The 23,141-nt window shown below is 45.2% G+C and carries 22 protein-coding genes and 1 tRNA gene; 14 read left to right on the top strand and 9 right to left on the bottom strand.

All coding sequences use genetic code 11. The features are described 5' to 3' along the window. Positions 1-5 precede the first annotated feature (5 nt). From H8S80_RS29480 to H8S80_RS29500, 5 genes are all read right to left on the bottom strand, one after another. Positions 6-1,292, bottom strand: coding sequence for a YidC/Oxa1 family membrane protein insertase (locus H8S80_RS29480; protein ID WP_002605406.1), 1,287 nt, complete (start codon positions 1,290-1,292; stop codon positions 6-8). A gap of 89 nt (positions 1,293-1,381) precedes the next feature. Beyond that, positions 1,382-1,597: a membrane protein insertion efficiency factor YidD gene (gene yidD, locus H8S80_RS29485; RefSeq protein WP_080552254.1), complete on the bottom strand. Its 216-nt coding sequence runs from the start codon at positions 1,595-1,597 to the stop codon at positions 1,382-1,384. Positions 1,598-1,601: 4 nt separating this feature from the next. After that, positions 1,602-1,949 carry a ribonuclease P protein component gene (gene rnpA, locus H8S80_RS29490; protein WP_029466960.1) on the bottom strand — a complete coding sequence of 116 codons (348 nt, stop codon included), beginning with the start codon at positions 1,947-1,949 and terminating at the stop codon, positions 1,602-1,604. Between the two features lie 202 nt (positions 1,950-2,151). Continuing rightward, a complete protein-coding gene (rpmH, locus tag H8S80_RS29495; protein ID WP_039891277.1) occupies positions 2,152-2,286 on the bottom strand; it encodes a 50S ribosomal protein L34 in 135 nt (44 codons plus the stop codon). A 282-nt stretch (positions 2,287-2,568) separates the two neighbouring features. Beyond that, on the bottom strand, positions 2,569-3,468 hold the full coding sequence (locus tag H8S80_RS29500; protein ID WP_117633067.1) for a hypothetical protein: 900 nt from the start codon (positions 3,466-3,468) through the stop codon (positions 2,569-2,571). Positions 3,469-3,894: 426 nt separating this feature from the next. Here H8S80_RS29500 and H8S80_RS29505 point away from each other — a divergent pair, with 426 nt between their 5' ends. Then, complete coding sequence (locus tag H8S80_RS29505) at positions 3,895-4,905, top strand: Gfo/Idh/MocA family protein (RefSeq protein ID WP_117633066.1); 1,011 nt, start codon at positions 3,895-3,897, stop codon at positions 4,903-4,905. 91 nt (positions 4,906-4,996) lie between these two features. Here H8S80_RS29505 and H8S80_RS29510 read toward each other — a convergent pair whose 3' ends face one another. After that, entirely contained in the window at positions 4,997-5,626 is a 630-nt protein-coding gene (locus H8S80_RS29510; RefSeq protein ID WP_002605410.1) for an ECF transporter S component, read from the bottom strand. A gap of 500 nt (positions 5,627-6,126) precedes the next feature. Here H8S80_RS29510 and dnaA point away from each other — a divergent pair, with 500 nt between their 5' ends. From dnaA to H8S80_RS29555, 9 genes are all read left to right on the top strand, one after another. Then, entirely contained in the window at positions 6,127-7,509 is a 1,383-nt protein-coding gene (gene dnaA, locus H8S80_RS29515) for a chromosomal replication initiator protein DnaA (protein ID WP_029466959.1), read from the top strand. A gap of 273 nt (positions 7,510-7,782) precedes the next feature. Beyond that, positions 7,783-8,904: a DNA polymerase III subunit beta gene (gene dnaN, locus H8S80_RS29520; RefSeq protein WP_002605412.1), complete on the top strand. Its 1,122-nt coding sequence runs from the start codon at positions 7,783-7,785 to the stop codon at positions 8,902-8,904. Between the two features lie 28 nt (positions 8,905-8,932). After that, complete coding sequence (locus tag H8S80_RS29525; protein ID WP_002605413.1) at positions 8,933-9,142, top strand: RNA-binding S4 domain-containing protein; 210 nt, start codon at positions 8,933-8,935, stop codon at positions 9,140-9,142. A 9-nt stretch (positions 9,143-9,151) separates the two neighbouring features. Beyond that, on the top strand, positions 9,152-10,237 hold the full coding sequence (recF, locus tag H8S80_RS29530) for a DNA replication/repair protein RecF (protein ID WP_002605414.1): 1,086 nt from the start codon (positions 9,152-9,154) through the stop codon (positions 10,235-10,237). 9 nt (positions 10,238-10,246) lie between these two features. Beyond that, on the top strand, positions 10,247-12,157 hold the full coding sequence (gyrB, locus tag H8S80_RS29535) for a DNA topoisomerase (ATP-hydrolyzing) subunit B (RefSeq protein ID WP_117633065.1): 1,911 nt from the start codon (positions 10,247-10,249) through the stop codon (positions 12,155-12,157). A gap of 36 nt (positions 12,158-12,193) precedes the next feature. Next, entirely contained in the window at positions 12,194-14,716 is a 2,523-nt protein-coding gene (gyrA, locus tag H8S80_RS29540) for a DNA gyrase subunit A (protein WP_117633064.1), read from the top strand. Positions 14,717-15,046: 330 nt separating this feature from the next. Further along, on the top strand, positions 15,047-16,378 hold the full coding sequence (locus H8S80_RS29545) for a hemolysin family protein (protein WP_002605417.1): 1,332 nt from the start codon (positions 15,047-15,049) through the stop codon (positions 16,376-16,378). Positions 16,379-16,412: 34 nt separating this feature from the next. Next, a complete protein-coding gene (locus H8S80_RS29550) occupies positions 16,413-17,549 on the top strand; it encodes a sodium ion-translocating decarboxylase subunit beta (protein WP_002605418.1) in 1,137 nt (378 codons plus the stop codon). A 265-nt stretch (positions 17,550-17,814) separates the two neighbouring features. Continuing rightward, positions 17,815-18,231 carry an RrF2 family transcriptional regulator gene (locus H8S80_RS29555; protein WP_002605420.1) on the top strand — a complete coding sequence of 139 codons (417 nt, stop codon included), beginning with the start codon at positions 17,815-17,817 and terminating at the stop codon, positions 18,229-18,231. 179 nt (positions 18,232-18,410) lie between these two features. On the opposite strand, the gene H8S80_RS29560 is transcribed toward H8S80_RS29555, so the two are convergent. From H8S80_RS29560 to H8S80_RS29570, 3 genes are read right to left on the bottom strand one after another with little or no spacing between them, the layout of a single operon-like run. Next, complete coding sequence (locus H8S80_RS29560; protein ID WP_002605421.1) at positions 18,411-19,226, bottom strand: hypothetical protein; 816 nt, start codon at positions 19,224-19,226, stop codon at positions 18,411-18,413. Next, positions 19,220-19,918: an ABC transporter ATP-binding protein gene (locus tag H8S80_RS29565; RefSeq protein WP_002605422.1), complete on the bottom strand. Its 699-nt coding sequence runs from the start codon at positions 19,916-19,918 to the stop codon at positions 19,220-19,222. Before H8S80_RS29565 ends, H8S80_RS29560 begins: the two co-directional genes overlap by 7 nt. Further along, positions 19,915-20,286, bottom strand: a complete 372-nt coding sequence (locus H8S80_RS29570; RefSeq protein ID WP_002605423.1) for a GntR family transcriptional regulator — start codon at positions 20,284-20,286, stop codon at positions 19,915-19,917. Before H8S80_RS29570 ends, H8S80_RS29565 begins: the two co-directional genes overlap by 4 nt. A gap of 181 nt (positions 20,287-20,467) precedes the next feature. Between H8S80_RS29570 and H8S80_RS29575 the strand changes: the two genes are divergently transcribed. The 4 genes from H8S80_RS29575 to H8S80_RS29590 all read left to right on the top strand — a co-directional run bounded on the left by H8S80_RS29575 (position 20,468) and on the right by H8S80_RS29590 (position 22,818). Next, positions 20,468-21,310, top strand: a complete 843-nt coding sequence (locus H8S80_RS29575; protein WP_117633063.1) for a fumarate hydratase — start codon at positions 20,468-20,470, stop codon at positions 21,308-21,310. A 26-nt stretch (positions 21,311-21,336) separates the two neighbouring features. Next, a complete protein-coding gene (locus H8S80_RS29580; protein ID WP_002605425.1) occupies positions 21,337-21,888 on the top strand; it encodes a Fe-S-containing hydro-lyase in 552 nt (183 codons plus the stop codon). A gap of 43 nt (positions 21,889-21,931) precedes the next feature. Further along, a complete protein-coding gene (locus H8S80_RS29585) occupies positions 21,932-22,645 on the top strand; it encodes a lysophospholipid acyltransferase family protein (RefSeq protein WP_002605426.1) in 714 nt (237 codons plus the stop codon). A gap of 85 nt (positions 22,646-22,730) precedes the next feature. Then, a tRNA-Ser gene (locus tag H8S80_RS29590) sits at positions 22,731-22,818 on the top strand. The last annotated feature ends 323 nt before the right edge of the window (positions 22,819-23,141 follow it).

Raw genomic sequence — 23,141 nt, forward strand, 5'->3', positions numbered from 1 at the left:
CCCTCCTATTTACTGTGCTTATCGTTATATTTCTGAACCATGCGTGCCTTTGCAGAAATACTGTTGGGATTAGCTGCTCCGCTGCTGTAATAATCATTGGAAGCCTTCATCTGCTCCTGTGTTTTCTCAATCTTTTCCTGTCTCTCAGTCTCTTCTCTCTCATTCGCTGCCTGGATGCTCTTTAAGTTGGCAGTTGCATTCTGAGAAACCTTCTGCGGAGGAAGTCCCTTTTTGGCACGTTTCTTGTTTGCCTTTTCAACGTTCTGTTTTACCATCTCGTCAACATCAATCTTGTCCATGTAGCGGTTCACTAATACCTGCTGGATTACCTGGAACACACTGGATGCGATCCAGTAGATACCGATACCGGAAGCAAATGTAAAACAGAAGAATACGGACATAAGAGGCATCATGGTATTCATCATCTTCATGGACTGAGCCATGGAATTGCCGTCATCCTTTCCGGCAGTCGGCTGATTTACAGTCATTAAACGGGCACTGAGCCACTGGGATAAACCTGCAAGAATCGGAATTAAAATAGCAAGGCTGAAATTAAATCCGCCTGCAAATCCATTCGGGAACATAACGCTGAACGGTGTGCTGGCCAGGTTGATTCCCAGGAAAGAGTTCATATGCTCAATCTTGGCCGCATTTTCAACGATCGTTCCCTGGATGCTTGGGAATAAATCCTGAAGAGCCGCCCACTGAGTTGGGTTTAACTGATAAAGGAAGTCTACAAGGCCGTTATTCGTAGCGATATCTTTTACCATGGCCATGTTGACCTTGTTATCAGTAGCAAACTGAGTCAGCATTCCCACATGATCCACGCCAAGAGCAGTAATGGACGTTACAACGTTCATAAATACGTCTTTTACACTGGATACATATGCCGGAATGTGGTAGATAACCTGATACAATGCAAACAGAATCGGCATCTGAATCACAAGCTGCAAACATCCGCCTGTCATGGAAGTGCCGTATTTCTCATATAATGCCTGGATCTCCACGTTTTGCTTCATCATGGATTCCTGGTCTGATTTTCCCTTATACTTTGCCTGAATGGCGTTCAGTTCCGGCTGCATAATGCTCATCAGCTTGGAAGATTTCTGCTGTTTTAATGTCAGTGGGAACATAAGAAGTTTTGTTACAAGAGTAAATAAGATAATACATAAACCGATGTTCTGAATACCGAAAATACTGGTCAGCTTAAACAGCCAATCCATGATGATTCCCAGAACAGTTGCGAACGGCCCCAAAATGCCTCCGACTTTCGTGAGTACTAAAAATTCCAATGAACTACCTCCTCATTTTCCCCTGAGCGAATGCGATGGGGACTTTCCTTAATTCCCCTGAGCGAATCCAATGGGGACTTTCCTGTCTGTTACGGAACTGGATCATAACCGCCTTTTGCAAAAGGATGACACCGAAGTATCCTCTTACAAGCCAAAAATGTACCTTTGAACACGCCGTACTTCTGCAGTGCCTCAATGGCGTATTGAGAACACGTAGGCGTGTAGATGCAGTGAGTTCTTACTTTCAGCGGGGAAAGGAATTTCTGATATCCCCGAATCAACAAAATCATGATTTTTTTTACCATAAGATCACTTCGATTCTTTTTTTAAAATGTTATGCAGTCCGCACAAGTGCAAATATGCACTCTCGATTGTTTTATAGCTTTCTTCTTTTGCTGCCGCTCTGGCGACAACCACGATGTCTAACCCGGTCTCTGTCATGTCTTCATGAAGCCTGAAGCTTTCTCTCAATAATCTGGTTATATGATGCCGGACCACACTGTTGCCAACTTTTTTGCTGACCGAAATCCCGATTCTGGTTTCCGGCCTGTCCGTCTTTTTCACATACATGACAAGTAACTTGTTTGCATAGGATTTTCCAGTCTGGTAAACCTCCTGAAAATCCCGGTTTTTTTTAATCGAATTAAAATGTTTCATGAACTCCCTCACTACCGCCCGAGGCGGGGTATTCGACTCTCGCGGCAGTCGTCAGATAGACATGTCCGCCTGACTCGCTGCTCACGGAAATGAAGAAAAGAAAAGGCCACAATTACTTGCGGCCTGGTCCATCATTTCCCCTGAACGCATGTGAAGGGGCTTTCCATGATTCCCCTGTACAGATGCGAGGGGATTTCTTTCCTTAAGCTGATAATTTCGCTCTACCTTTTGCTCTTCTGGAAGCTAAAACTTTTCTTCCGCCTGGAGTGCTCATTCTGGCTCTGAAACCATGAACTTTAGATCTCTGTCTATTCTTCGGCTGAAACGTCATCTTCATATCTACGGACACCTCCTCTTATTACAATAGCTTATCATAGCAATATGAATAAACATATTGAGACTATTTTAGTTAAACATCGTTTCAATTATATAGAAGAAATAAAGGTTCGTCAAGCTAAAAATGCGATTTTTTCTTATAAAATAAGGGTTATACCATAAAATGTAGGTACTCATAAATTCATTTACTACATTTTGTATCAAAAAAAATGCAGGCAGCCTTTCTATTTGCTTCCGGCCGCCTGATTTTCTGGGATTTTATAATATTTTTTGTTTTATTTCGTTACGATTTCATGATTTCTTCCATCCGCTCCATAGATATATGCAGGATTTCGGCAGCCTCTTCCGGAGACTTCCCCTGCAAGAGGAGCTTTAATGCATCAACTTCCTCCTGCTTCTTCTTCATCTCTTTTTTATGTTCCAGCTCAATAATATCAATATCCAGAATCAATGCCTCTTCCACTGCCTCACTCACCCCTTCATCCGCTACTTCCTGATATTTGTCGTAGATATGATGATATAACTGCAGAGTCAGACTCTTTAATTTACGTCCGTCAGTCGGTGTAATATTACCTGCCTCCACATTCATTGCTATGGAATTAATTATATCATGTGTGACCAGGTATTTCAACGCCTTCAGGTTTTCCTCAGTTCTCTCTTTTTCAATTTCCTTCCTGAGTTTTAAGAGTTGGAACGGGATTAAAATAATCATATTTTTTTGATGCAGCTCTTTCTGAGACAGGGCAAGATATTTGATCACCGGAACCTTGTAATGATAGACACCTTGATTTCCGAACCGAATCTCCAGTGTCTTCTCTGCCGGCACTGCTTTCGCCTCATAGAGACAGATCAGAATCGGCTCCGGAAATTCCAGAACCGCCTCATCCTTCTGTTTTTTTATAGCATGATTAAATCCATATTCCAGAATTCGAAACGTAATACTTCCATCCTCCGACATCTGAAACTCCAGATGGTAACTGCTGACTCCCCCAATTGTAATGATTGTATCTGCCAGCGTCTTTCTCAAATCATCATCTTCATGTTCCGTCCAGTTATACGTTACTTCACTGTCCAGAGGATGGTTTACCTCGTAAATGCCATTGATAAACTGAATAATAGCACGGTTTGACAGCATCAAACACCGCTTAGCCATCCGGTCATACATGTCGTGATACTCATTCATCCGATCACTCTCCCCTTTCATCAATACTTCGCCTTTTTTGCAGCACAAAAAAACATCACCGCCACGCATTCATACGCATCCGCCGCCTTTCCCTTTACTGCCCGTATAAAATTAAAAATTTGCTGAGAATTTTCGGAGGAACCTCCATGGAATTCCCTGACAACCGGTTTTGACCAGCCTAACCGGCGATTTGATCAGATGTTCTTATGAAAGAACAGATTAACGTTAAAATCTCTCTGTAATACTGCCTGATAATCATACCACATTCCGTCTTTATCGTAAACACAAAACCTGCTCCCTTTCCAATCAGCCAATGCATGCTCCTGCTGGTTTAGAACGGAGTACGGAAATGTATCCCTTTTCATCTTCTTTCAATTATTATAAGATAAGAACATCATAAACTTAACAGGAAAGGGGAAAGCTGCAATGCAAAAGAAATACAGAGCCGCTCTGATCGGCTGCGGCGGCATGGGGGAGGCTCATATCCAGGAAAATTACTACAAAGACGAGGTACATTTTACATATGTATGCGACTGTGATATCCAGAGGGCCCTGCTGTTTCAGAAAAAGTACGGTGTTGACCATGTTACCGATGACTACCGGGAATGTGTATCTTCGAATGAAGTTGATATTGTCATAATTGCCACCAGACCCAAAAGCCATTTGGAGATTCTGCAGGCCTGCATTCAATCAAAAAAACATGTACTCTGCGAAAAACCGATTTGTGATACCCTGGAATCCGGTCGTACCTTCATGGAACTTGTCAAAAAGCATCCAGAAATCAAAGTATTAATTGGCCATCTCCTGCGCTTCAACAAAACGTATCAGCATGCGGCAGAGATGATTCAAAATGGCGCCATTGGTTTTCCCATCATCTTCCGGATGGTTCAGAACCATCACACCATGAACTGGGAGCGCTACTTATCCATGCTTCGTGAAGTATCTCCTCTCATAGACTGCGGCGTCCACTATGCAGATGTGATTCACTGGTTTACCGGCGCCAAAGTAACGGATATACAGGCTATCGGCACCCGGAGTGAACCGGATGTTCCGGAGGGCCAGTATAATTACGGTCTCGTGACCCTGCGTATGTCGGACGGCTCCATCGGATATTATGAAGCAGGCTACAGCAACACCCTGTCCGCCCAGAATATCAAGGAATTTGTGGGTCCAAAAGGAAGAATACGCCTGATCTTCTCCAAAGACAGGCACGAGCATCAGGAGGAAGGTGATTTCATCGAGTATTACCAGTACCCTCAGAAAAAATATGAAGTAATTAATGTCCCCTGCAAACGAAAACCCACCGGAGAACAATTTGATTATCTGATCCGTATGATTGAAGAAGATCTGCCGCCTGTCCCCAGCATGGAGGAGGTAATGGATGCTTTTGAAACCATGCTTACTGCGGATTCCATGATAAAACAGCATTTATCATAGCATCTATATAAATGCTACGATTTCAAAAAAAGAACGCCGGCATCCGCCGGCGTTCCAACATAAATTTTAATTTTATCTTCCATTATATCACTTATCTCTTCATCGCCTTAAACAGCGCCTGCGTAATGGCCACAGTCAAAACTCCCGCCACAATGGCCTCGGGCACTCCATTCATACAGATGATTCCCAGGATGACTGCATAGATTCCCTCAGACAGTCCTCTCGCCGCTGCTCCATACTCTTTTCCAAAACATAAGTAGATCAGATTCATTACCAGAAGTGTGTTGGTTAATGATCCGGCAACTGCCGCCGCAGCCAGAGCGATGCTTCTTCTTGCCTTGTTCGCTTTCAGGGTCCTCATAATACCTCTGAATACGTAATACGCCACGATTCCAATCAGAATTCTCGGCACCAGGCAGATCACCAGGCTCCAGAAATTCCCGCCGTACTCTCCTATTTTAATAAATGGAGAGAAGACAAACGATGTGGCATTCGGCATGTACGTGTTTTTCCACAGACTGGTCAATCCAAACACCAATCCTAAGAATCCGCCATATTTTGGTCCAAGTATAATGGCTCCAATTATGACCGGAACGTGAATGATGGTGGCATTCATGAATCCCAGCGGGATATACCCGAAAGGCGTAAATGCCATGATGATGATAATGGCCATAAAGACTGCGGCCAGTACCAGGTTGCGGGTTTTGTTCTCAATATTCATTTTTTTCCTCCTGTGCTACTGTTCTTTTCTCAAGATACAATGCAACGGTTACAAGCGCATTATACCGGGCGGAGGCCGACGCGTCAATGGTCTTATGTGTACTTTTTCACATGCATTTTGTTAATTTACATAATGTTATCCCCAAAATGTGGATAAGTTGTTGATAACTCTCTGGATAAGCTCTTGATAACCTGTTTTTTGTTCACACCCCCCATTCAGAAGGCCTCTTAGATTCAAATCTTTCTGTCTGTGTATAAATGAACTTAGAAATATCCTCATTTTTGTGGACAACTCCCCTTCAAAATAATTATCAACACACTATAAACAACAAATTCACATGTCTTACACATACTTATCCACAAAAATTTTCTATTATCATTGAAAATTGTTCCGAAATAGTATAAAATGGTTTTAGATTGGGCTAATGCGCACTATTCCCCCAAACAGGTGTGAGGGGGACTTTCCGTTATTTGCATTTTGATAGATGTAGGAGACTTGAGATGTTAGAAAAGTTAAAAGAAAAATGGGACGAAATCTTACTGAATTTGAAGGAAGAGCACGAAATTACCGATGTTTCCTTCAAAACCTGGCTTCTCCCACTGAAAGTACATTCCATAAACGGAGACACCGTAACGGTTACCGTCCCGGACGTGGAATTTTTAGGGTATATCCGTAAAAAGTACGGTTTCCTTTTAAAAATTACCATTGAAGAGGTAACAGGATTTGAATGTAACGTGGACTTCGTTGTGGAAAACCAGGTTCCGCAGGAGGAAGTTCCAAAGGCCCAGACCGGGAATACGCTGATTAATAACGCGCTTAACACGGTCAGCCAGTCGGCCATCATAAACGCCAATTTAAATCCGAAATATACATTCGATACCTTTGTAGTCGGTGCCAATAACAATCTGGCCCATGCTGCATCTTTGGCGGTTGCCGAATCCCCAGGAGAAATCTACAACCCGCTTTTTATCTATGGAGGCGTGGGACTCGGAAAAACGCATCTGATGCATTCCATCGGTCATTTTATTTTGAAAAATAACCCGAATGCAAAGGTTCTTTATGTAACGAGTGAGAAATTCACCAATGAGCTGATTGATGCCATCCGTAATAAGAACAACTTCTCTCCTACTGAGTTCCGCGATAAGTACAGGACGAACGACGTTCTGCTGATCGATGATATTCAGTTTATTATCGGCAAGGAAAGTACACAGGAAGAATTCTTCCACACGTTCAATGCATTATATGAATCCAAAAAACAGATTATTATCTCCTCAGATAAGCCGCCGAAAGAAATTGAGACGCTGGAAGAACGTCTCCGTTCCCGGTTCGAATGGGGCCTGACCGTAGACATCCAGTCTCCGGACTACGAGACGCGGATGGCCATCCTCCGAAAAAAGGAAGAGATGGAAGGCTACAACATCGATAACGAGGTAATCAAATACATTGCCACCAACATTAAATCCAATATCCGTGAGCTGGAAGGCGCCCTGACGAAAATCGTCGCTCTTTCCAGGCTGGACAACAAGGAAATCACCGTGGAGCTGGCAGAAGAAGCCCTAAAGGACATCATTTCCCCTAATGACAAGCGGGAAGTGACGCCGGAACTGGTCATCCAGGTGGTGGCGGACCATTACGGAATCACCCCCCTCGATATCTGTTCCCAGAAACGGAACAAGGAGATCGTCTATCCGCGCCAGATTGTCATGTACCTATGCCGCGAGATCGTTGGAACGCCGCTCCAGCTGATCGGAAAGTATCTGGGAGGCCGCGACCATACGACCATTATCCATGGAATTGAAAAGATAAAGGCCGATATTGGCAAGAATGATTCCAATTTAATAAACACTCTTGATATCCTCAAGAAAAAACTCAGCCCACAGTAGCTTCATCCACAATTTCATGTGAATTGGATGTTGATTACCTGTGGATAACCAAGGGGTTCTTTTCCGCTCTCAGGCTCATGTGGATAACCTGAGAGTTTTCCTGAAGTATTGTGGACGTTATACACACTCTTATTCACAGGGAAAAGCCTGTCCCCCTCGAAGGTTTTAAGGCTTTTACACAAACCCACAGCCCCTACTACTAATACGACGGAATTTATCTATTTATCTATCTATAAAATTCGTGAATTTACTGAAAAGGAGTTATCAACAATTATGAAGCTGACATTTCAACAGGATGCCATTTTAAACGGCATCAACATCGTTTTAAAAGCAGTTCCATCCAAGACAACCATGTCGATCTTAGAATGCATCTTCATCGATGCCAGCGGTTCAGAGATCAAACTGACAGCCAATGATATGGAACTCGGTATTGAAACTAAAGTAGAAGGAACCATCCATGAACGCGGAAAGATCGCTCTGGATGCCAAGCTGTTATCCGAAATCGTTAGAAAGCTTTCATCCGCAGGTGACTCTGTCGTTACCATTGAAAGCGATGAGAAATTCACCACCACGATTTCCTGCGAAAAATCCGTATTCCATATCCAGGGACGTGACGGAGAAGAATTTGCATACCTTCCCTATATAGAAAGAGATAATTACATCTGCCTTTCCCAGTTCACGCTGAAGGAAGTCATCCGCCAGACCATTTTCTCCATTGCTCCCAACGACAGCAATAAGATGATGACCGGTGAATTATTCCAGGTATCGGGAAGCCAGTTAAAGGTCGTTTCTCTGGATGGCCACCGTATTTCCATCAGGAACGTTGAATTAAAAGATACGTACCATGATATAAAAGTCATTGTTCCTGGCAAGACTCTCAGTGAGGTCAGCAAGATTCTGGGCGGCGACAACGAAAAAGAAGTGCTGATATTCTTCAGCAGCAACCATATTTTATTTGAATTTGACGATACCATCGTGGTATCCCGACTGATCGAGGGCGAGTATTTCCGGATCGACCAGATGCTCTCCAGCGACTACGAGACCAAGATCACGGTCAATAAGCGGGAACTCTTAGACTCCATCGAGAGAGCGACCATCCTGATCCGTGAGAACGATAAGAAGCCCTTAATCATCAATGTGGTGGATCAGGAGCTGCAGCTTAAGATGAATTCCAGCTTCGGATCCATGAATGCCGAAGTGACGGCCCATAAGACAGGAAGCGACATCATGATCGGCTTTAATCCAAAGTTCCTGATTGATGCGCTCAGAATTATTGATGACGAAGAAGTAACTCTTTATATGCTGAATCCGAAATCCCCATGCTTTATCAGGGATGAAGAAGGAAAATATATCTATTTAATTCTTCCGGTCAACTTCAACGCCGCATCCGTTTAGGATGACGGAGTGAAAAAAAGGAGAAATAATGGAAATAATAAAGTTAAGAGATGAATACATCAAGCTTGGCCAGGCCCTGAAAGCAGCGGGTCTGGTCGGCTCCGGCGTGGATGCAAAATACGTAATAGAGGAAGCCTTAGTCAAAGTAAACGGCAGGACTGAGCTTCAGCGCGGCAAAAAACTGAGAGCCGGAGACATCGTCGAGTACGACGGAAAGACGATTAAAATCGAGGAATAAGAGAAGTCCATGATTATCGAGTCAATAGAGCTTAAAAATTACAGAAATTACGATAAACTACATATGGATTTCAGTCATGGGACCAACATCCTTTATGGAGATAATGCCCAGGGGAAAACCAATATCTTAGAAGCAATCTATGTCTGTGCTACGACAAAATCCCACAGGGGAAGCAAAGATAAGGAAATTATACAGTTTGACAGGGATGAGTCGCATATCAAATTAAACGTCAGAAAAAGAGATGTCCCATACAGGATCGACATGCATTTAAAGAAAAACAGAGCAAAAGGCGTGGCGGTCAACGGCGTTCCGATCAAGAAGGCCAGTGAACTGTTTGGGATTGTCAATGTTGTATTTTTTTCTCCGGAAGACTTAAATCTCATAAAAAACGGCCCCGCCGAAAGAAGGCGGTTTATTGACTTGGAGTTATGTCAACTAAATAAGCTGTATGTTCATTCTCTGGTTCAGTACAATAAGATTGTGACCCAGAGAAACAAGCTGTTGAAGGACATCATGTTCCGGCCGGACTATGAGGAGACTCTGGATATCTGGGATATGCAGCTGGTCCAGTACGGACGGGAGGTAATCCGGTGCCGGGAGGCCTTTGTAGGTCAGTTAAACGATTTGATCGGCGGCATCCACCGGCAGTTGTCAGGAGAAAAAGAATCTTTACATATCAGCTATGAGCCAAATGTCACAGTCGATATGTTTGAAGATACATTAAGAAAAAGCAGGCCTTCGGATTTAAAGCAGAGGACGACGCTGACTGGACCCCATAGAGATGATTTAAGCTTTATCATCAATGATATCGATATCAGGCGGTTTGGTTCCCAGGGACAGCAGAGGACGGCTGCGTTATCTTTAAAGCTTGCAGAAATTGAACTCGTCAAAAAAATAGTAAATGATTATCCAATCCTTTTGCTGGATGATGTGTTATCTGAGCTGGATGGCAGCAGACAGAATCACTTGTTATCGGGAATTAATCATATACAGACCATGATCACCTGCACGGGACTGGAGGATTTTGTCAATAACCGGTTCCGGATCGATAAGATCTTCAAGGTTGTGAGTGGTGAAGTTTACAGTGAGAATTAGGAGGAAAATATGAGCGAAGAATATGGTGCAGATCAAATCCAGATATTAGAGGGGCTTGAGGCGGTCAGAAAGAGACCTGGTATGTACATTGGCAGTACTTCCGTAAGGGGACTCCATCACCTTGTATATGAGATTGTCGATAATGCGGTGGATGAGGCTCTGGCCGGCTACTGTGATACAATTTATGTAACCATTAATGAAGACAATTCCATTACGGTTGTCGATGACGGCCGGGGCATCCCGGTGGGCATCCAGAAAAAGGCCGGAATACCAGCGGTAGAGGTAGCATTTACCATCCTCCACGCGGGCGGTAAATTCGGCGGTGGGGGATACAAGGTGTCCGGCGGCCTTCACGGCGTTGGCGCATCCGTTGTTAACGCGCTGTCCAAATGGCTGGAAGTCGAGATCACTCAGGATGGAAAGACGTATAAGCAGCGTTATGAAAAGGGAAAAACCATGTACCCCCTTAAGGTCATCAGAGAGGCAGGACCGGATGAACATGGTACGAAGGTTACCTTCCTTCCGGATGAAACCATTTTCGAGGAAACCGTGTTTGATTATGATACTCTGAAGATTCGTCTGAGGGAGACCGCGTTCTTAACAAAGAACTTAAAGATTATATTGAGAGACAACCGGGAAGAGAAGCACGAGCATGTATTCCATTACGAAGGCGGTATCAAAGAGTTTGTCACTTATTTAAACCGTGGCAAGTCTGCGCTTTACGATCAGGTATTTTACTGTGAGGGATCCAAGGACGGTGTGTACGTGGAGATATCCATGCAGCACAACGACTCCTATACGGAGAATATCTACAGCTTTGTGAACAACATCAATACACCTGAGGGCGGAACCCATCTATCAGGATTTAAAAATGCCCTTACCAATACACTGAACGACTATGCGAGAAACAACAAGCTGCTGAAGGAGAGCGAGTCCAATCTTTCCGGTGAGGACATCCGGGAGGGCTTAACCGCCATCATCAGCGTGAAGATCGAGGAACCTCAGTTTGAAGGCCAGACGAAGCAGAAGCTGGGCAACAGTGAGGCGAGAGGCGCCGTGGACAGTATTTTAAGGGAGCAGTTTACGTATTTCCTGGAGCAGAATCCGACGGTGGCCAAGACGATCTGTGACAAGTCCATCCTGGCTCAGCGTGCCCGAGCGGCCGCAAGAAAGGCCAGAGACTTGACGAGAAGGAAGACGGCACTCGAGGGCATGGCTCTTCCGGGCAAGCTGGCAGACTGTTCTGACAAGAATCCGGAAAACTGTGAGATTTATATCGTCGAGGGAGATTCCGCCGGCGGTTCCGCAAAGACAGCCCGTTCCAGAGATACCCAGGCCATCCTTCCTCTTCGAGGCAAGATTTTAAACGTGGAGAAGGCCAGACTGGACCGTATCTACTCCAATGCGGAAATTAAAGCAATGATTACAGCGTTCGGAACCGGAATTCATGAGGATTTCGATATCTCGAAGCTTCGCTATAACAAGATTATTATCATGACCGATGCCGATGTGGATGGAGCGCATATCAGTACGCTTCTTCTGACCTTCCTTTACCGTTTCATGCCGGAGTTAATCAAACAGGGTCATGTCTATCTGGCTCAGCCGCCGTTATACAAGGTGGAAAAGAACAAGAAGGTATGGTACGCGTACAGCGATGAAGAGTTAAACAACATCCTGAAGGAAATCGGACGTGACACCAATAATAAGATACAGCGTTATAAAGGTCTGGGAGAGATGGATGCCGAGCAGCTCTGGGAGACGACCATGGATCCTGAGCGCAGGATTCTGCTTCGTGTTGCCTACGACGAGGAGACTGCATCGGAGATTGATCTGACATTTACGACACTGATGGGAGACCAGGTAGAGCCGAGACGTGAATTCATCGAGGCCAACGCCAAGTACGGCAATCTGGATATCTAAAAAACAATTAATATTGCGTTATAAAGGAGAAGAAATATGGAACCAAATATCTTTGATAAGGTTCATGAGGTAGATTTGAAAAAGACCATGGAAAAGTCGTATATTGACTACGCCATGAGTGTTATCGCTGCCCGTGCGCTTCCTGATGTAAGGGATGGTTTGAAGCCGGTTCAGCGAAGAGTCTTATTCTCAATGATCGAACTGAATAACGGACCAGATAAACCCCATCGTAAATGTGCCCGTATCGTCGGTGATACCATGGGTAAATACCATCCGCACGGCGACAGCTCTATCTACGGAGCTTTGGTAAATATGGCGCAGGAGTGGTCCACCAGATATCCTCTGGTAGACGGCCATGGCAACTTTGGTTCTGTCGATGGTGACGGAGCGGCGGCCATGCGATACACGGAGGCGCGTCTGAGCAAGGTCTCCATGGAGATGCTGGCCGATATCGGCAAGAATACCGTTGATTTCACACCGAACTTCGATGAGACCGAGAAGGAACCGGTTGTTCTTCCGGCCAGATTCCCGAATCTTCTGGTCAACGGAACATCGGGTATCGCCGTAGGTATGGCGACCAACATCCCGCCTCATAACTTAAGAGAAGTGATCGGCGCTGTTGTTAAAGTTATTGATAATCAGGTAGAGGAAAACAGAGAGACCGAGATGGAAGAGGTTCTTGAGATCATCAAGGGGCCGGATTTCCCCACAGGTGCAACCATCCTGGGAAAGATGGGGATCGAAGAGGCTTACCGCACAGGACGCGGAAAAATAAGAGTCCGCGCCGTAACGGATATCGAGACACTTCCCAACGGAAAGAGCCGTATTATCGTAACAGAACTTCCTTACATGGTTAATAAGGCCCGTCTGATTGAAAAGATGGCGGAGCTTGCAAAAGAGAAGAAAATCGATGGAATCACGGATTTACGAGATGAGTCTGACCGTACCGGTATGAGAATCGTCATCGAACTTCGCCGTGATGTCAATGCCAATGTTATTTTAAACCAGCTTTTAAAACATACCCAGTTACAGGATACATTCGGCGTCATTATGCTGGCGCTTGTCAATAACGAGCCTCGTGTCTTAAACCTGATGCAGATGCTCAAGCTGTATTTAGAGCACCAGAAGGAAGTTGTAACCAGAAGGACCCAGTACGACTTAAACAAGGCGGAAGAGCGCGCTCATATTTTACAGGGCTTGCTGATCGCTCTTGATAATATCGATGAAGTTATCCGGATTATCCGTAATTCGCAGAACGTTCAGATTGCGAAGGCAGAACTCATGGAGCGCTTTGGCTTAAGTGATGTTCAGTCCCAGGCGATCGTGGATATGCGTCTCCGTGCTCTTACAGGTCTGGAACGCGAGAAGCTGGAGAACGAATTTAAGGAACTGGAAGCGAAGATAGAGGAGTTGAGAGCCATTCTTGCAGATGAGAAGAAGCTTCTTGGCGTAATCCGGGAAGAGATCATGCTGATCTCCGATAAATACGGGGATGACAGAAGAACCTCCATCGGATTCGATGAATTCGACATGTCCATGGAAGACTTAATTCCGGATGAGAGCACCATCGTTGCCATGACTAAGCTGGGCTATATCAAGAGAATGTCCGTGGACAACTTTAGGAGCCAGAACAGAGGCGGTAAGGGAATCAAGGGAATGCAGACCATCGATCAGGATTATATCGAAGATCTGATTATGACCACTAACCACCACTATATCATGTTCTTTACCAATACAGGACGTGTATACAGGCTTAAGACGTATGCGATTCCGGAGGGAAGCAGGACGGCCAGAGGCACGGCGATTATTAATCTGCTTCAGCTGCTTCCGGGAGAGAGCATTACCGCCATCATCCCGATGAAGGAATACGACGACGACAAGTTCTTATTTATGGCGACAAAGAACGGTATGGTAAAGAAGACCCCGATGATGGAATACGCCAATGTCAGAAAGAACGGACTTCAGGCCATTGTACTCCGCGAGGATGACGAACTCATCGAGGTAAAGGCAACCGATAATTCAAAGGATATTTTCCTGATTACAAAGATGGGCCAGTGTATCCGTTTCAATGAGACCGATGTCCGTGTAACGGGACGTGTATCCATGGGCGTAATCGGCATGAAGCTTAACGATGATGACGAGGTCGTTGGCATGCAGATGGATACGCAGGGTGAGAAGCTGTTAATCGTATCCGAAAACGGTATGGGCAAACGTACCCCGATCGACGAATTTACTCCGCAGAAGAGAGGCGGAAAGGGCGTACTCTGCTATAAGATCACAGAGAAGACCGGTACGATCGTGGGAGCGAAGCTGGTGCATGACGATCACGATATTATGATTATCACCAATGAGGGAATTGTAATCAGAATTACCGTGGAAGACATCTCCGTAATCGGGCGCAACACCTCCGGTGTGAAGCTTATGAATATCGACCAGGAATCCGATATCCGCGTGGCAAGTATTGCCAAAGTCCGTGATGACGGAAGCAAATCAGAGGGCGAAGGCATGGAAGATCTGGATCTGGAAGATGAAGAGACCGCTCCGGAAACCGAAGAATAAAAGGCCGCAGCGGAAAACTTAACATTTTTTTAATAGAAATTTCCCGTTCTTTATATTATAATAATACCATCAATAAAGGGGAGTAGCCGGCATAACCTTATGGATTCCTGTGCGTCAGTACGATTAATGAACGCTTTAACAAGACAAGTGAGATAAGATGTAGTCGCACTCTGTCGAATTACCGGGCGTGGATTGAAAAACAAATAATCCGCTGGGAATTGAAATGGCAAGACTTTTATTGCAGTGTGGAGTAATCCATGCTGTAATAAAAGTCTTTTTTTTCTTAGGAAAATGCCGGAATACCCAACCCAATTAAAGGAGGAATTAAGCTTGGACAGTGACCCAGGCGCGGCTGCGATAGCCGCACAGATTTTACTATTAATAGCCCTTACCATGATGAATGCATTTTTCGCAGGGGCAGAAATGGCAGTTGTATCTGTCAACAAAAACAAGATCCGGATGCTCGCCGACAATGGCAATAAAAAGGCGGCCCTGATTCAAAAACTATCAGAAAACTCCACAGGATTTCTGTCAACCATCCAGGTAGCAATCACGTTTGCCGGATTTTTTTCCAGTGCATCCGCGGCGACCGGTATTTCACAGATACTGGGAAACCGCATGGCGCAGTCAGGAATTCCCTACAGCCAGAGCATAGCGATGGTGGTGGTTACGATCATCCTGTCTTATTTCAATCTGGTGTTTGGGGAACTGGTGCCGAAAAGGGTTGCGCTGCAGAAGGCGGAGGCCTTCAGCCTGTTTGCTGTTAAGCCGATTTATATCATTTCTAAGATCATGGCCCCGTTTATCGCCCTGTTGTCCGCGTCCACCAACGGAATATTAAGGCTTCTGGGACTTAAGACGGAGAACCTGGAAGAGGAGGTTTCTGAAGAAGAGATCCGTTCCATGCTCCAGACCGGCCGGGAAAGCGGCGTGTTCAATGAAATTGAACAGGATATGATAACCTCCATCTTTTTATTTGACGATAAGAAGGCGAGAGAAATCATGACTCCGCGCCAGGATATGATTGCCGTGGATTTAAGTACGCCTCTGCTGTCCAGCATCGACGAAATACTAAGCAGCAGACACTCCAGAATCCCGGTTTATGAGGATGAGATTGACAATATAGTGGGAATCCTGTTTATGAAGGATTTTATCATAGAAGCGAATAAGAAGCCCGTCAGGGAAATCGATATTCGCGCTATCATGCAGAAACCGTATTTTATTCCTGAAAACAGGAAGACGGATAAATTATTTCAGGAGATGCAGAAGAACAAGCTGAAGATGGCTGTGCTCGTCGACGAGTACGGCGGCGTGTCGGGTATTGTGACCATGGAAGACTTAATCGAGGAGATTGTGGGCGATTTACACGACGAGTATGAAGACGTGGAGCCGGAGCTTGTGGAGGTGGAACCCCATGTGTACCAGGCGGCCGGAAGCATCCTTTTGTACGATTTAAATGAGGTTCTTCACGAGGAGATCGAGAGCTCCTGCGATACCCTGTCAGGCTATCTGATCGAATGTCTCGGATACATACCGAATGACAAACAGATGCCTATAGAGCTGTATGAGGATGGCATCCATTACACCATCCTCAAGATGAATGAAAAGGTGATAAAGACGGTAAAAATAGAACTGAACCGGGAGAAAGAAAAGGGACAATAAAAATTAGGACAATAGAGAAAACAGGAGGATGGAAATGGAATTCTTATTAGAGGGAATTATGTCTGTTACTTGGCAGCAAATACTCATGTATCTGGTGGGAATCATCCTGATATGGCTTGCAATTAAAAAAGAGTATGAACCGGCGCTGCTTCTGCCCATGGGATTCGGTGCAATTCTGGTGAATCTGCCGAATACAGGGGTCATCAATCAGGTGCTGGCCGGTGTCGGCGACACCAACGGAATTATAGAATGGCTGTTTCATGTGGGGATTGAAGCGTCTGAGGCGCTTCCCATCCTCCTGTTTATCGGAATCGGAGCCATGATCGATTTCGGCCCCCTGCTGTCCCAGCCGGTGATGTTCTTATTCGGTGCGGCCGCTCAGCTGGGAATCTTTATCGCGATCTGTGCGGCGGTACTGCTGGGATTTGATTTGAAAGACGCAGCATCCATCGGAATCATCGGCGCGGCAGATGGACCGACCTCCATCCTCGTGTCCCAGATTCTCCATTCAAAATATATTGGAGCCATAGCGGTGGCCGCCTACTCCTACATGGCCCTGGTGCCGATTGTACAGCCATTTGCCATCAGGCTGGTCACGACAAAGAAGGAGAGAACCATCCATATGGAGTATAAGCCTGGTGGCGTTTCGAAGGCCATGAGGATAGCATTTCCAATCGTTGTGACTATTATTGTAGGTATGATCGCCCCGATGTCGGTGGCCCTTGTGGGATTCTTAATGTTTGGCAACCTGTTGAGGGAATGCGGCGTTCTCGGCAATCTTTCCGACACGGCTCAGAACGGGCTCGCCAATTTAATCACCCTGCTACTGGGAATTACGATCTCCTTCAGCATGCGTGCGGATGCGTTTGTGAGAGTCGATACGCTGATGATTATGGGCATTGGCCTGATTGCCTTTGTATTTGACACCATAGGCGGCGTGCTGTTTGCCAAAATATTAAATCTGTTCCGTAAAGAGAAAATCAATCCGATGATCGGCGCGGCCGGAATATCCGCGTTCCCCATGTCTGCCAGAGTAGTACAGAAGATGGCCCAGAAAGAGGAACCGGGAAATATTATCCTGATGCACGCAGTCGGCGCCAATGTGTCCGGCCAGATCGCCTCAGTCATAGCAGGCGGCCTTGTCATCAGCCTGGTGACAAGGTTCTTATAGGAGGGAAAGACGATGATGGAAAATTTCTTAATAGCTTTGGAAATCATGGGAAAAGGGATGGGCGGAATCTTTGTATCCATCCTGATCATTATGGGCTGTGTAGTAATCATGGGTAAAATATTAAAATAAATTTGTTTGAAAATTCTTTTGGTTTGGACTTGACAAAAAAAACTGTAACTGATAGTATTACAATATAAACTGAAACAATAATAATTACAGATTGAAGTTTCAGGGAAGAGTATGAATCAGACAGGGGGCGAATCACATGACAAGTGAATTTGCAATAGCGGTCCACGCCTTGGTATATTTGAATCACCGTCAGGAAACCATATCCAGCGAGGCACTGGCATCCAACGTATGCACCAATCCGGCCAGAGTGAGAAAGGTCATGGCCAAGTTAAAAAAGGCCGGGATCATTTCAACAAAAGAGGGGCTGGAAGGCGGATACCATTTTGAAAAAGACTCATCCTGCGTGAATTTAAGGCAGGTATGCGATGCCCTGGAGGTCGATTTTGTATCGGCTTCATGGAAATCAGGCGACAAGGAAATGGACTGCATGATCGCATCCGGTATGGCGGCCATCATGGATGGAATCTATGCGGATCTCGATGAATTATGCCGGAAGCGGCTGGAAAGCATTACGATCGCTTCGATTGAAGCGAAGATATTCAAGAAAGAATAACAAGGATTCAAAATATGGTTTGAAAGAAGAGCCAGGATTGAGAACGCTGGATATAAAAACAAAAAACGTGGTAAGCCCGATTGGATCAACATCCTCTGATCGGAGTTACCACGTTTTTTATCTGTTTCTTGTTTTTATCTGTTCCTTGCTTTTTATCTGTTCCTTTCACCCGAAGGATATTACTCCAGATTAAGCTTCCTGGTAAAGATATAATCTGTTATTGCATAAAATCCCGCTGTGCAGGCCACGCTGAAGATGGTGGTGAACAGCATATAATTCTTAACCGTCTGAACGGCGTACTCCGAATTGCTGATAAGAGGAGAGGAGTAACCGCATATGGAGAAATACACGCTGCTGATAATCTGCATTACCACATAGATAACAAAGTAAGAGATTATAGCCCAGAGGACTCTGTGTTTCCGGAACAAGTGACCAAGCGCGATCGCCGCATACAGCATCAGAGGTCCGGAAATCAGACCGGCAATGCAGGTAATGGTGACTTCAATCAGGAAAATCGGCATATTCAGGTAATTTGATGCCTCCCGATAGAGATTTCCAAAATCACGGAGCAGCTGCTGGAGATCAGTCAGTTTGAAGTTCAGGTGTCCGGTGAAAAAGATGAAGATGGATAAGATAAACAGTACACCGGCGATAATCTCCCACAGGACGGCTGACAAAAGCTTTGCATTGATCAGAGTGCTCATCTTCACAGGAAGTGTGTTGGTTAGGTATCCCTGATCACTCACCATGGTTTTATAAAAGTGCATGACGATAAATACGGAAGTCATGACAAACAGGGCGATGATATAGATGAAATACAGGACGAAAAAGATTACCGTAATCGTTTCCATCAGCCGGTTGTTTCCCAGAATCGCACTGTAGCTGGTTTCAAATGTAAATTTGCACAGAAGCGTAATGGCAATGAATCCGATCATCAGCGGTAAAAATAATCGGGATGTGGATTTCATTTCATGTTTGAATACTTTACCTAGCATTTGAACACCTCCCTGAACAGAGCATCTACAGATTTACCGTTTTCTTCCCGGATTGCATCGACAGAACTGGTCAGAACAATCGTTCCATCCTTGATAAAGATGATGTCATCCAGAACTGGTTCAATATCGGAAATTAAATGGGTGGAAATAATAATGGAACCCTGTTCATTGTAATTCGATAATATGGTATTTAAAATATAGTCTCTGGCCGCCGGGTCGACACCGCCGATCGGTTCATCCAGAAGATAAAGATCGGCGTTTCGGCTCATGACCAGAATCAGCTGAACCTTTTCCTTCGTTCCTTTGGATAGCGTTTTCAGCCGGCTCTTCGGATCGATGTTCAGACGTTTTAACATCTCGTAAGCCTTGTTTAAATCAAAATTGTCATAAAAATCATGAAAATAGTCGAGAATCTGGTTGATTCTCAGCCCGTCATTTAAGTAATTCTTATCAGGCAGGTAGGAGACTCTCCGTTTCGTCTCGACACTGACCGGAAGATCGCAGATGGTGATCGTTCCGGTTGTCGGCGTTAACAGGCCTGTGGCCAGCTTGATAAATGTAGACTTGCCGCTTCCGTTAGGACCCAGAAGCCCTACGATTCTGCCTGGTTCGATGGTGAAATTCACATCATCGAGAGCCGTTAAAGAGCCAAATTTTTTTGTAATATGGCTGCACTGTAGTATAGAATTCATTGACTCATCTCCTTTGCCGCTTTTTCTACTAATTTCAGTGTATCCCCCGGTTTCAGGCCAAGGCTGTTCATGACCTTAAAAAATTCTTTGATTTTTTCTTCTGCAATCTCTTCTTTTACATGTTCAATCATTGCCGTGTCCTCCGTGACGAAACGTCCCGATGTTCTTTGAGAATAGATAATACCGCTTTGTTCCAGCTCCGATAACGCCTTCTGCATCGTATTGGGATTGACAGAAGCGTCTGCCGCCAGTTCCCTGACAGATGGCAGGCGGCTGCCCGCCGCATAGATGCCTGATATAATTCGAAGACGTATCTGCTCCAAAAGCTGAGTATAGATTGGTCTGTCATTTTCAAAATGCCATGTCATTCGCTCACCTCCATTTGTATTACTGTACTAATTACTTAATACAATAATACACCACGATCCATCCATTGTCAAGAGTAACTGCAAAAGAAATAACACATGATTATACTTGATTTCAACGGATCAATCCCTTATAGTTAGTAAAAGAGAGTGATGGATTTCATCATTTATATGGAGGAATCGTATGATAAGAACCATTCAGGCTGAAGAGATAACAAGAAATATTAAAGAAATGTGTATAGAAGCGAACCATGTTCTGTCGGACGACATGAAGAATGTATTCTGCGATGCGGTAAGACGGGAGAAGTCGCCGCTGGGAAGGCAGATCTTAGAGCAGCTGGAAGAAAATTTAAAAATTGCCGGGGAAGACAGGATTCCCATCTGCCAGGATACTGGTATGGCTGTCATCTTCCTGAAAATAGGACAGGACGTACATATAGAAGGAGGCAGCCTGGCCGACGCGGTGAATCAGGGCGTGCACGACGGATATGTGGAAGGTTATCTTCGTAAATCCGTGGTAGAGCCGGTAGAGCGGATCAACACAAAGGACAACACTCCGGCTGTCCTCCATTATGAGATCATGGATGGAGACCGGATTGATATCACCGTAGCGCCTAAAGGCTTTGGAAGTGAAAACATGAGCCGTATCTTTATGTTAAAGCCGGCGGATGGAATCGAAGGGATTAAGGAAGCCGTACTTACTGCAGTCCGTGATGCAGGCCCCAATGCCTGTCCCCCTATGGTAATCGGGGTGGGAATCGGCGGAACCTTCGAAAAATGTGCGGAGATGGCAAAGCATGCCCTGACCAGAAACCTGGAGGAGGAGCCTCCGACGGGCTATGCAGGAGAGCTTGAGAAGGAACTGCTCGAAAAGATCAACCGCCTTGGAATCGGACCGGGCGGACTCGGCGGAAGCGTCACAGCTCTGGCGGTAAACATCGAGACGTACCCCACCCATATAGCGGGCCTGCCTGTGGCGGTCAATATCTGTTGCCATGTAAACCGCCATGCGCACCGGATTATATAAGAAAGAGAAGGAGGGCTTACCACAGTATGGACCGTTATATGAAAGCACCAATTACCAAAGACGACGCAGCCGGCCTTTTAGCAGGCGATTACGTATATTTAACAGGAACCATCTATACAGCCAGGGATGCGGCACATAAGAGGATGCAGGAGACACTGGACCGGGGGCAGGAACTGCCGTTTGAAATCAGCGGCAACATGATCTATTACATGGGTCCATCCCCTGCAAGAGAAGGACGACCTATCGGATCGGCAGGTCCTACGACAGCCAGCCGCATGGACCGGTATACGCCGCAGCTTCTCGATATGGGGCTTGGCGGCATGATTGGAAAGGGAAAGAGAAGTAAAGAGGTGGTGGATGCCATTGTCAGAAATGGTTCCGTCTATTTTGCCGCAGTAGGAGGGGCCGGAGCGCTTCTGTCTAAGCGGATACTTTCCTCAGAGGTGATCGCTTACGATGACCTGGGCACAGAAGCGATCCGCCGTCTGGAGATAGAAGATTTCCCTGTGATTGTCGTTATTGACAGCAAAGGAAACAATCTATATGAGACCGCGATAAAAGAATACAGGGAAGAATAGTTTCTTTGTCCAATTACAATACAGAGAAACGCAGGAGGAAATCATGAACCGTATTGCGTATATGGTGCTTCGGAACTTTTTTCGGGCTCCAATATGGTTTTATCATATCTGGAAGCTGGGAAGATCAGGGGACACCCACACAGAACAGCAGCGATATGATTATATTAGGAATGTAGTGAAAACGGTAAACCGCACAGGCCGTGTGGAAGTAGAAGTCCACGGAATTCAAAATCTGCCCGAAAAAAACGGTTTTATCCTGTTTCCCAATCACCAGGGCCTGTTTGATGTTCTGGCCATTATGGAGAGCTGTCCCAATCCGCTGGGGATTGTCGTTAAGAAAGAAGCTTCTAATATTATATTGATCAAGCAGGTCATCGCGGCCATGCACGGCATGTCCATAGACCGCCAGGACGTAAAAGCATCCTTAAAGGTCATCACAAAGATGACGGAGGATGTGAAGCAGGGAAGAAATTACGTGATATTCGCCGAGGGGACTCGGAGCAGGGAAGGAAATCATCTTCTCTCTTTTAAAGGAGGAACCTTCAAGAGCGCGGTAAATGCCAGGTGTCCGATTGTGCCGGTTGCACTGATTGACTGCTTCAAACCATTCGATGTTAATTCTATTAAGAAGCAAAAGGTCCAGGTACGCTTCCTGGAACCGCTGCAGCCGGAACAATATGTTGGGTTAAGGACAATTCAAATAGCAGATATAGTACACGACAAAATTCAACAGGAAATAAATGAAAATATGGGTTGACAATCGAATTATTCTCTAGTATAATTGTCAATGCGTCTGGGAACAATCTTGTTGCAGGACGAATCATATGGAGACTATGAACTACGGAGAAATACTCAAGAGGCCGAAGAGGCGCCCCTGCTAAGGGTGTAGGTCGGGTAACCGGCGCGAGGGTTCAAATCCCTCTTTCTCCGCTCTTTTCCAAATGATTATTTTTTTGCCCTTTCGTGGAGAAAAAAGTAAAATTATGGTTGACTCGGACAAGCCGATGTGCTATAATTTAACTCCACCGCGAAAAACGGTGAAAAAAGCAAAAAAATAAATTAAAAAAGTTGTTGACAAAACAGAGACGATGTGGTAATATAAACGAGTTGCTGTTGAGAACATAACAACACAAAGCACTTTGAAAACAGAAGATTGAACAGTATGTAAAACCCTGAAAATTCTAATAAAACAAGCCATTGTTTGATGGCTTTGAATGAGAAAATTCAGAACGAATACAATTATTGTATACGAA

This window comes from Hungatella sp. L36, from assembly GCF_014288035.1.